The 10,243-nt window shown below is 70.3% G+C and carries 6 protein-coding genes and 1 pseudogene; 5 read left to right on the top strand and 2 right to left on the bottom strand.

From position 1 onward, the window contains the following. Window positions 1-126 precede the first annotated feature (126 nt). From typA to V7E05_RS01265, 4 genes and pseudogenes are all read left to right on the top strand, one after another. On the top strand, window positions 127-2,034 hold the full coding sequence (typA, locus tag V7E05_RS01280) for a translational GTPase TypA (RefSeq protein WP_333617866.1): 1,908 nt from the start codon (window positions 127-129) through the stop codon (window positions 2,032-2,034). Between the two features lie 23 nt (window positions 2,035-2,057). Beyond that, the gene (locus V7E05_RS01275) at window positions 2,058-4,196 is read left to right on the top strand and encodes an ABC transporter substrate-binding protein (RefSeq protein WP_333617865.1); all 2,139 of its coding nucleotides are present in this window, start codon (window positions 2,058-2,060) and stop codon (window positions 4,194-4,196) included. A 110-nt stretch (window positions 4,197-4,306) separates the two neighbouring features. Continuing rightward, window positions 4,307-5,209: pseudogene (gene mshB, locus V7E05_RS01270) on the top strand (N-acetyl-1-D-myo-inositol-2-amino-2-deoxy-alpha-D-glucopyranoside deacetylase); the annotation flags it as partial. A 230-nt stretch (window positions 5,210-5,439) separates the two neighbouring features. After that, window positions 5,440-5,964 (top strand): hypothetical protein, encoded by a 525-nt coding sequence (locus tag V7E05_RS01265; protein ID WP_333617864.1) that lies wholly within the window; start codon window positions 5,440-5,442, stop codon window positions 5,962-5,964. Here V7E05_RS01265 and V7E05_RS01260 read toward each other — a convergent pair. Further along, entirely contained in the window at window positions 5,961-7,583 is a 1,623-nt protein-coding gene (locus tag V7E05_RS01260; RefSeq protein WP_333617863.1) for a PH domain-containing protein, read from the bottom strand. The genes V7E05_RS01265 and V7E05_RS01260 overlap by 4 nt on opposite strands. After that, window positions 7,580-8,344 carry a PH domain-containing protein gene (locus V7E05_RS01255; RefSeq protein ID WP_333617862.1) on the bottom strand — a complete coding sequence of 255 codons (765 nt, stop codon included), beginning with the start codon at window positions 8,342-8,344 and terminating at the stop codon, window positions 7,580-7,582. Before V7E05_RS01255 ends, V7E05_RS01260 begins: the two co-directional genes overlap by 4 nt. Window positions 8,345-8,394: 50 nt before the next feature. On the opposite strand from V7E05_RS01255, the gene cofG reads away from it, so the two are divergent. Further along, window positions 8,395-10,243 (top strand): 7,8-didemethyl-8-hydroxy-5-deazariboflavin synthase CofG (cofG, locus tag V7E05_RS01250; RefSeq protein WP_333617861.1); only part of this gene is annotated, 1,849 nt, incomplete at its 3' end.

Genomic DNA, 10,243 nt, shown 5'->3' with positions numbered 1-10,243 from the left:
CGGCGGCATGCCGGCGCCGCGCCATCCGTTCGTGGTTTTCCGTGGTTCCTGCACGCCCACGCCACAATCGACACCATCGGGCGCAGAGGCTTCGTCGGTCCGCGCTCCGAAGAGGAGAACACCTTCGTGACCAACACCGAGTTCCGCAACGTCGCCATCGTCGCGCACGTCGACCATGGCAAGACCACCCTCGTCGACGCCATGCTCCGCCAGTCGGGCGCCTTCGCCGAGCACTCGGAGCTCGTCGACCGCGTCATGGACTCCGGCGACCTCGAGCGCGAGAAGGGCATCACCATTCTCGCGAAGAACACCGCCGTACTCCGTCACGGCGGCGGCGCCGACGGCGCGGACCTCGTGCTCAACATCATCGACACCCCCGGCCACGCCGACTTCGGCGGCGAGGTCGAGCGCGGCCTCTCCATGGTCGACGGCGTCGTGCTCCTCATCGACTCCTCCGAGGGCCCGCTGCCGCAGACGCGCTTCGTACTCCGCAAGGCGCTCGCCGCCTCGCTCCCGGTGATCATCGTGGTCAACAAGACCGACCGCCCCGATGCCCGGATCTCCGAGGTCGTCGAGGAGGCGCAGGACCTGCTCCTCGATCTCGCTGCGGACCTCGAGGACCCGGATGCGCAGGCCGCGGCCGAGAAGGCCCTCGAGCTCCCCGTGGTGTTCGCCTCGGGCCGCGCCGGCAAGGCGTCGATCGAGCAGCCGGAGAACGGCGCCGAGCCGAACGCAGAGAACCTCGACGACTTCTTCAAGCTCCTCTACGACGTGATCCCCGCCCCGAAGGGCGACGCCACCGCGCCGCTGCAGGCCCATGTCACCAACCTCGACGCCTCGAACTTCCTCGGCCGCATCGGCCTCGTGCGCATGCACAACGGCACGCTCAAGAAGGGTCAGACGGTCTCGTGGATCCACCACACCCCCGAAGGGGAAGTGCAGACCAAGTCCGTCCGTATCTCGGAGCTGCTCGCGACCAAGGGCGTGGAGCGCGTGCCCACCGACGAGGCCGTCGCCGGCGACATCGTCGCCGTCGCCGGCATCGAGGACATCATGATCGGCGACACCCTTGCCGACCCCGACAACCCGGTCGCGCTCCCCGCGATCACCGTGGACGAGCCCGCGATCTCCATGACCATCGGCGTCAACACGTCGCCGCTCTCGGGCCGCAACGGCGGCACGAAGGTCACCGCCCGCCTCGTCAAGGCGCGCCTCGACGCCGAGCTCATCGGCAACGTGTCGCTCCGCGTGCTCGACACCGAGCGCCCGGACGACTGGGAGGTGCAGGGCCGCGGCGAGATGGCGCTGTCCGTGCTGGTCGAGACCATGCGCCGCGAGGGCTTCGAGCTCACCGTGGGCAAGCCCCAGGTGGTCACCAAGCTCGTAGACGGCAAGGTCCACGAGCCGATGGAGCACATGACCATCGACACGCCCGAGGAGTACCTCGGCGCCGTCACCCAGCTCATGGCCGCCCGCAAGGGCCGCATGGAGCAGATGTCGAACCACGGCTCCGGCTGGGTCCGCATGGAGTTCACCGTCCCCGCCCGCGGGCTCATCGGCTTCCGCACCGCGTTCATGACCGAGACCCGCGGCGCCGGCATCGCGAACTCCGTCTCGGCCGGCTACGAGCCGTGGGCCGGCGAGATCCGCGCCCGCCACACGGGCTCGCTCGTCGCCGACCGCGCGGGCAAGGCCACCGGCTTCGCACTCCTCAACCTCGGGGACCGCGGCGACTTCTTCATCGAGCCCGGCGCCGAGGTGTACGAGGGTGTCGTCGTCGGCGAGAACCCCCGCTCCGAGGACCTCGACGTCAACATCACCAAGGAGAAGAAGCTCACCAACATGCGCTCGGCGACCGCCGACAACACCGAGACCCTCGCGAAGGCCCGCTCCCTGAGCCTCGAGGAGGCCATGGAGTTCTGCGCCGGCGACGAGTGCGTCGAGGTCGGCCCGGACGCGATCCGCGTGCGCAAGACGATCCTCAACTCCTCGGATCGCGCCCGCGAGCGCTCGCGGAACAAGGCACGTTCCTAGGAAGCGTCGGGACGAGGTCGGCGATGGGGTACCCGCGTGAGACGCGAGCCGGCGGCGCAGGCGACAGTGGCAGTGGCAGCGAGGCCGCCGAGTTCCGCAGCCGGGACGGAGGGAGAGTAGCCGGCGGGAGACTGGCCGGCGTCCGCGCCGGCCGGGCGTTCCTCGCCGTCGCACTCGTCCCCGCGCTGCTTGCCGGGTGCGTCGCCGACCCGCCGCCCCCGCGGTCCGAGGGGCAGCAGGGCCCGGCGAAGGTGGCGATTTCCCCGAACGCGCTGTCCGTCGTCATCGATACGCTCGATACGGGGTTCAACCCGCACCTGCGCTCCGATCTGGGGCCCGATACGGATCTTCTCTCCGCGCTCACGCTGCCCTCGGCGTACGACCGCACCCAGGACGGTTCGCTGCGGCGCAACGCGGACCTCATCCGCTCGGTCTCCGTGGTCTCCACTGCGCCGTTCACGTTGCGCTACGAGATCGCGCCGGAAGCCCAGTGGTCGGATGGCGTGCCGATCGGCGCCGAGGACTTCCGCTACCTCTGGCGCAACGCCTCGACCTTTCCCGGCACGGTCGATTCCGGTGGCTACCGGCACATCGTCGATGTCCGCTCGGGCGCCGGCGGAAAATCGGTGGACGTCGAATTCGATGGCGAGTACCCCCAGTGGCGCACGCTGTTCTCCAACCTCCTGCCCTCGCATCTCATGGGCGACGACGTCCGCTCATTCGCCCGGGCGCTCGTCCAGGGCGCTGCTGCGAGCGGCGGACCCTTCGCGATCGACAGCGTCGATCTCGGCATCGGGCAGATGGTCCTCGCGCGTAATGATCGCTATTGGGGCACGCCTCCACAGGCCGAGCAGATCGTGCTGCGCCAGGCCGCGGACCAGGGGACCCTGGGGCAGGCCGCGCGCACCAGTTCCGGGGCCCTCGTCTCCGTCGCGGACACCGAGACGAACAGGCTCGTGCTCGACACGGTCGGCGGCTTCCACGATGGCTCGGCTCTCGACGGAGACCAGCTCTTGCTCACGTGGAACACCACCGCGAGCGGCACCGACGACGCGCGCGTCCGGGCGGCCCTCGGCCGGCTCGTCGACGCGGCGACGGTGGGCAAGATCGTCAGCGGGGTCGCCTCCGAACCGCACGTCTCCACTTTCCCTCTGACGTCGGAGGTCGGCGCGCCCCCGGCGGCCGATGCCGCAGCCGCGAGCCGAGAACTCGAGGCGCTGGGGTACGCGAAGAACGGCGGCACGTGGTCGAAGGACGGGAAACCGTTGGAGATCACGCTCGGCGTCGTGGCAGGCGGCGAATCCACGCTCATCGCCGCCTCTACGGTTGTAGATAACCTGCGCAGCGCCGGGGTCGACGCGCGGGTGTGGGAGCTCTCCGACGAGAGTCTCTACTCGGGCGCGCTGCCTTACGGGCTCGTCAATGGCGTGGTCACGTGGGCGCCGGCGTCCGGAGACCCGCTCGCGGAGGCGGAGAACAGGTACCGCTGTGTCAAGGGCTCGGACACCGGTTCCGGCAGCGGCTCTGATGCTTCGGGCGACTCGGGCGAGCAGCCCGCCCCCACGACGACGTCCCCCGGGTACACGTCCGCGCAGGGCCCGCAGCCTGCTCCCGCCACGGTGACCAAGCTCCAGCCGCCGAGCGATTCGGCCGGCGTCGGCGGAGTGGATTCCCAGGCCCCCGCCGGGGCGCTCGGCACTGAGGCCGAGGCGGCGGAATCCGAGGCCAAGGCCGCCGAGAAATCTGCTTCGGAGGACTCGGGTTCGGAGATCACCGTTCCCGTCCCCACCAACGAGGCGGGCGAGCCCGTCCTGCGCTCCTCGCGCTCGGACAATCTCTCCGGCATCTGCGATCCAGAGCTCGACTCGGCTATCGATGCTGCGATGCAGCGGGGCTCGGCGAACGATGCGGCGATGCCCGGCGCCGCTGACTCCGGGGAGGCGCGGGACGCCTCCGGAAACGTGTCGCAGGTCGCCGATTACTCGGCGGACATCGCCGACAAGGTCTCCGCGCTCTCTATCGAGGTGCCGCTCTACCTCGGGGATAGGCTCGTCTCGACATCCGAGAGGTTCGCCGGATTCGATATGCCCGGCGCCCAGGACGTGGGCCGCCCGCAGGGGCGCGAGCTCTACGAGAGCGCATTCCAATGGAGGACGCAGTGAGCGAGGCACGGCGGAAAGACACGGACTCAGGCGCCCCGGACTCGAACACGGCGGACCCGAACCTGGCGGACCCGAACCAGGCGGTGCCGGGGGCGACGGGTTCGAGTCAGGTGGCATCCGCTGCTCTCGAGCAGCCAGGAACGCCCGGCCCTCTCGCAGGACTCCGCGCGCTCCTCGTCCACGCCCACCCCGACGACGAGTCGATCCTCACCGGCGGCACCATCGCGACTCTCGCCGCCGGCGGCGCACGGGTCGTCAACGTCACGTGCACGCTGGGGGAGGAGGGCGAGGTCCTCGGCGAACAGTGGCAGGGGCTCATCGCCGCCGAGGCCGACCAGCTCGGCGGTTACCGGGTCGGCGAGCTCGGCGCGGCTCTCGACGCGCTCGGCCTCCCCGGCCCCACATTCCTCGGCGGCGCCGGGACGTGGCGCGATTCGGGGATGGAGGGCACTCCCTCCTTCGAGCACCCGCGCGCCTTCGCCCGGCCAGGCGCCGAACGCGAGCGTGCGCAGGAGACGCAGCTCGCCCGGATCATCGACCGCGAGCGCCCGCATCTCGTGCTCACCTACGACCCCGTCGGCTGGTACGGGCATCCGGATCACATCCGCGCCCACGATCTCGCGCACGCCGCCGCGCGCCGCTCGGCCTGGGCGGTCTCGCGGATCTCGTGGATCGTCGTCCCAATCGGCGTCCTCGAGGCGGACGCCGAGGCATGGGGCGAACCCGCCGCCCACGGCTATGACGCGCCCGATCCGCGGCTGCGCCCCGCAGCGCTCGGCGAGCTCCCCGGCTGGCCCGACGAGGAAGTCACCCACGCCGTCGAGCTCTCCGCGGAGGCCACCGCGCGCCGCGACGCAGCGCTCGCCGCGCACGCGACCCAGCTCGAGCTCCACCCGCGCGGCGCGGCGCGGCCCACGCACCTCGCGCTCACCAACGAACTCCTCCAGCCGCTCGCGCGCCGCGAGTACTACGTCTCCTTCGACCTCGTCCAGGGTCCGGGCCCGGGCCAGGGCCAGAGCCAGGGCCAGGGAGATAGTGGTTCGCCCGAGCACGGAAGTAACAACCCGGATGACGACGGACGTCCCGCCCGCCTCTGGCGCCGACCGACCGTCGAACTCGATCCGGTGTCGGGGAGGCCGCTCGGCCAGGAGCACGGATCCGTCGTCGAGCGCGGAGGGTGGGCACCGCCGTGGGATGGGCTGGCGACGGGCGAGACCTTCGATACCGAGGGAAGGGAGAGGCCATGATCTCCGGGAGCTCCGCCGTCACACACGATCCCGGTTCTGGCCCGCGAGGCGGAACCACCACGAAGGACGGCGTGGACGTGGCCGCCGGGTCCGGCGGCGAGCAGAGCGCACCGGCCCGCGCCGGCATCGGGGGGCTGGGCTTCGCGCTCGTGTGCCTCGTGGTCGCCGCCACGGTCTCGTGCGTCTTCGAGGTCGCCTACCTCTTCGCGCGGCTCCCCGGCTTCGGCCCCATCGCGTCGATCCCGTTTCCCATCGCGGCGCTCGTCGCAGCGGTGCTCAACACCGTCATGGTGGCCGAGGCGCGGAAGTGGTCTTCGGCAACGCTGGTTCACGCATTCCCCGTGCTCGTGTGGCTGCTCACGTTCGTGTGCCTGTTCTTCGGACCCGGCGCGAACATGCCCGTGCCGCCCTCCGGGCGAGGCCTGCTCTTTCTCGTCTGCGGACTCGGCGCCCCGTTGCTGTGGGGCCAGTTTCGAAAGCTCCGCGCGCTCGAGGGCGAGCTCGCCGCGAAGGGCAGCTAGGCCCTCCTGCGTCCGCGGGCCTTGCGCGGGAACGTCGGCAGCGAGGGATCGTCGATTGCCGGCGACGAGACCTGCGGGCGCCCGCCACACTCCGGGTAGCGGACGATCGTGCCCCATTCGGCGGTGATCCCCGGGGTGAGCACCTCGGCGAGCCCCCATGCCTCGGTGTCGCGCATGTCGAGGATGTTGTACGAGCCCTGTCCCGCGGGGGTCGCCGCAGCGACGTTGGCGACGCCCGCCCACCGCTGGAACGGCGTCTGCGAGACCCTCCAACCGATGATCCCGCGCCCCGAGAGGATCGAGCGCTTCGCCGAGAGCGAGCCGTGGGAGGTGACGAGGGACCTGAAGGTCACCGTGTGGCCGAGGTTCCGGATCCGGTCGAAAGCCAGCAGTAGGAACACGACGAACGCCGGGATGATGAACCAGGCGATCCACTTGTCCACCTGTGAGCCGAGGTCGAGGCGCATGAGGATTGCGAAGGCTAGGAGATACCAAAAGGGGAAGAGGCCGCGGGTGATCCGACGGCGCCTCGCGGCGGCGGGGTGACGGCGCAGTGGAACGTCGACGGGTGCCGACGTGCCGATGATGCGCGTGGCAACCCGATGCACGTCTTTCCGCGGCGCCAGGGGGAGCAGGGTCGAGGCCTTGTTGCCGCGCTTCGTGCCGGTCATGATCGGGTCGAGACGGCCACCTCCGATGAGACGGGGGAGCAGCGGCGCGTGGACCTCGACGCCGCGCAGGCGGAGCTTGTCGAGTGCGATGTGCTTGCGGCGGAGGATGCCGTTCTGGACGAACAGCACGCGACCGCGGTCGGTGAGCGCGTACTTGCCGTACCGGATGGCGTAGGTGAGCATGCCGAGGAAGCTCGCGACGAGCCACACGGCGATCGCCTCGCCGAGGATCGTCCACGGCTGCCCGAGATCGGTGAGCCACTGCCGCGTGGACACCACGGGCCCGAGCTCAAGAAGCCTGGACTGCATGTCGCCCATCTGCAGCGTGATGAGCCACAGCGAGAACAGCACGCCGAAGCCGATGAACGAGAACGGGGCGAAGCGCGCCCACGTGATCTTCCATCGCGCGATGTCCTCGCCGAAGCGCGAGCCCCACAGCTCCTCGTCGGCGAGGTCTAGCTCCGGGTGCTCGGCGCGCATATGCGAAAGGAGGTCCTCGCGCAGCGGCTCGACCTCACTGGACGCGATCGCGTCGAGGCGGAAGCGGCCCTGCTCGTCCTTCGAAGCGTCCTGCTGCCCGGTGCCGACCTCCACGATGGAGACCCGGAGCAGCCGGTGGTAGAGGTCCGATTCGGTATCGACCGAGCGGATGCGCTCGCGGGCGATCCGCACCTGATTGCGTGAGAACAGGCCGCGTCGAAGCACGATGTGCGTCGGGCCGACGTAGTACGAGGTCGAAATCCAGCGCGTGAGCGCCGCGAGCATGACCAGCGCGAAGATGGAGAATTCGAACCAGTAGTTGTCCCGGTTCGTGCCGAGCCACAGGGAGATGAGGAACAGCGGCGAGAGCCGCGTGAGCATCCCGAGTGGGTCGACGAGCAGCATCCGCCACGACAGGCGCCGCCATTGCACGCCCTCGAGATCGAGCTTCGTGCCGTTGCCGCTCACGTGGCCTCTTCCTCGTCGAGCTCGGCGATGTGGAGGAGGTGGTCGGCGAGCGCCTCGGCGTCCTCGCGATCGAGCCCCTTGATCTCCACCGATCCGTGCGCTGAGGCAGTCGAGGCGACGACGCTGGAGAGCCCGAAGATGCGGTCGAAGAACGTGCGTTTGGTGTGCACGGTCTGTAGCCGGCTCAGCGGCGCGATCTTGTACTGGTGCGTCCACCATCCCGTCTTCGCGTACACGGCGGTCTCGGAGAAGTCCCAGCGGGCGACGCGATAGCGCCACACCGGGGCGATGACCATCGACGTGAACGCCACCCACACAGTGGCGACTGCGGCGACCCAGTTCCAGAAGGCCATGACGTTGTCGCCCCAGAAGTACCAGCCGATCTGGAGCGCGATGAGGACGATGATCGACCACATCACCTCGAACGTCCAGGCGAACGGGGCCCTCGCGCTCACGCGATAGCGGGGCTCGAGCATTGAGACCTCGGTATGCCGGTGGTAGGCGTCGAGGTCGAAGGGATCGGTGCGCTCGGCCGGAGCGGGCGTATCGGGCTCTGCGAACTCTCCGGTATCGGCGCCCTCGGCGCCCACTGTGCTCTGTCTGCCCTGCCTGCCCTCTCCGCCCTCGGCGACCTCCGCTACCTCGGAGGCCTCCGCCGCCGAGCTCGCGGTGCCGTCCCCTTCGGACGCGCCGACCGGCTCCTGCCCGGTGTGCCCGATATCAACGGTCGCCGCGGAGGAGTCGCGTGAGTGTTCTGCCATGTATCCAGACTAACGACACGGCGGGAGTATGTTGGTGCACCATGGCGCTCATGGATCAAGGATCACACTCCGCCTCGCCGTCGGCGATCCGCCGCTCGCTCAAGCGGGCCGAGGCCGGGCTCACCCTCTCGGTCGCCGAGGTCGAGACGCTCTTGCAGGCCAGGGGGGCCGAGCTCGAGCGGCTCTGTGCGGCGGCCGCCCGCAAGCGAGACGCCCGCCTGGTGGACATCGGCCGTGCGCCGTCAGGAAGCGAGGTGGGGGCGACCGGGGCGGACCCCAGCCCGAGCACGCACCCCGGCGGAACCCTCACGTATTCGCGCAAGGTCTTCATCCCGCTCACCAGGCTGTGCCGCGATCGCTGCCACTACTGCACCTTCGTCGCCGCGCCCGCAGCGCTCCGCGCCGAGGGCACGAGCCTGTACATGGAGCCGGACGAGGTGGTCGAGCTCGCACGCCGCGGCGCCGAGCGAGGCTGCAAGGAGGCTCTGTTCACCCTCGGCGACCGTCCCGAGGACCGCTGGCCCGAGGCCCGGCAGTGGCTCGACGAGCGCGGCTACGATTCCACGCTCGACTACGTGCGCGCCATGGCCATCCGGGTGCTCGAGGAGACCGGGTTGCTGCCGCACCTCAACCCCGGGGTGATGAGCTGGGCGGAGCTCTCCCGGCTCAAGCCCGTCGCGCCGTCCATGGGCATGATGCTCGAGACCACGTCGCGCGATCTATTCGAGACGAAGGGCAAGGCGCACTACGGCTCCCCGGACAAGGACCCCGAGGTACGGCTGCGCACGCTCACCGACGCCGGGCGCCTCGCCATCCCGTTCACCACGGGAATCCTTGTCGGCATCGGCGAGACCATCACGGATCGGGCCGAGTCGCTCGTCGAGCTCGCCCGGCTCGGGCGCGAGTTCGGGCACATCCAGGAAGTGATCGTCCAGAATTTCCGGGCGAAGGAACACACCGCGATGGCGGACTCGCCGGACGCCGAGATCGAGGAGTACCGCGCGGCCATCGCCTGCGCGCGCATCGTGCTCGACCCGCGCATCGCCGTGCAGGCCCCGCCGAATCTCGTCGAGGCCAACGAGATCTCGCTCCTCGTGGGCGCGGGGATCGACGACTTCGGCGGAATATCGCCCCTGACGGCGGACCACGTGAATCCCGAGCGGCCGTGGCCCCATCTCGCCGATCTCGAGCGGATCTGCGCCGATCTCGGCTTCTCGGTCCGCGAGCGGCTCACCGTCCACTCGCGGTACATCGCCGCCGGTAGCGCGTGGATCGACCCCCGCGTCGCGGGGCACGTCTCCGCGCTCGCCGACGCGGACGGGCTCGCCGCGCCCGCAGTCGGCGGAGGATCGGCCTCTCCCGAGCCCCGCCCGTGGCAGGAGCCCGACGAGCCCGAGGAGTCCTACGGCCGGGTCGACCTCAACACCGAGATCGACACCGAGGGCCGCAGGACCGAGACACGCTCGGACATCGACCAGGCCTTCGGCAACTGGGACGCGATCCGCGAGGCCGCCGAGCGCATCGGCGCCGCAGAGGCGGCGCGCGGGACGCGCTCGCCCGAGCGCGCCGATTCGGAGGTCCTCGCCGCGCTGCGCGCGGCGGAGGCGAAGCCCGAGGGGCTCACGGACGAGCAGTACCTCGCGCTGGCCGGCGCCGACGGACACGGCCTCGCCGCCCTCGCAGCCCTCGCCGACGGGGTGCGCCGGGACGTCGTGGGAGACGAGATCACCTACATCGTCAACAGGAACATCAACTTCACCAACATCTGCTACACCGGTTGCCGCTTCTGCGCGTTCGCCCAGCGCAAGGGCGACGCCGACGCCTTCTCCCTGTCTCCCGCAGACGTCGCGGACCGCGCCTTCGAAGCCCATTCCGTGGGCGCCACCGAGGTGTGCATGC

The organism is Dietzia sp. (assembly GCF_036741115.1).
In the GTDB taxonomy this organism is placed as follows: Bacteria; Actinomycetota; Actinomycetes; order Mycobacteriales; family Mycobacteriaceae; genus Dietzia.
The sequence above is the reverse complement of the archived record's forward strand: the minus strand, read 5'-3'. Positions and strand labels throughout refer to the sequence as shown.

Bases quoted from the DNA above. Each gene is read 5' to 3' on its own strand.
- V7E05_RS01275 (WP_333617865.1), top strand. From the start codon at position 2,058: ATGGGGTACCCGCGTGAGACGCGAGCCGGCGGCGCAGGCGACAGTGGC.
- V7E05_RS01265 (WP_333617864.1), top strand. From the start codon at position 5,440: ATGATCTCCGGGAGCTCCGCCGTCACACACGATCCCGGTTCTGGCCCG.
- V7E05_RS01255 (WP_333617862.1), bottom strand. From the start codon at position 8,344: ATGGCAGAACACTCACGCGACTCCTCCGCGGCGACCGTTGATATCGGG.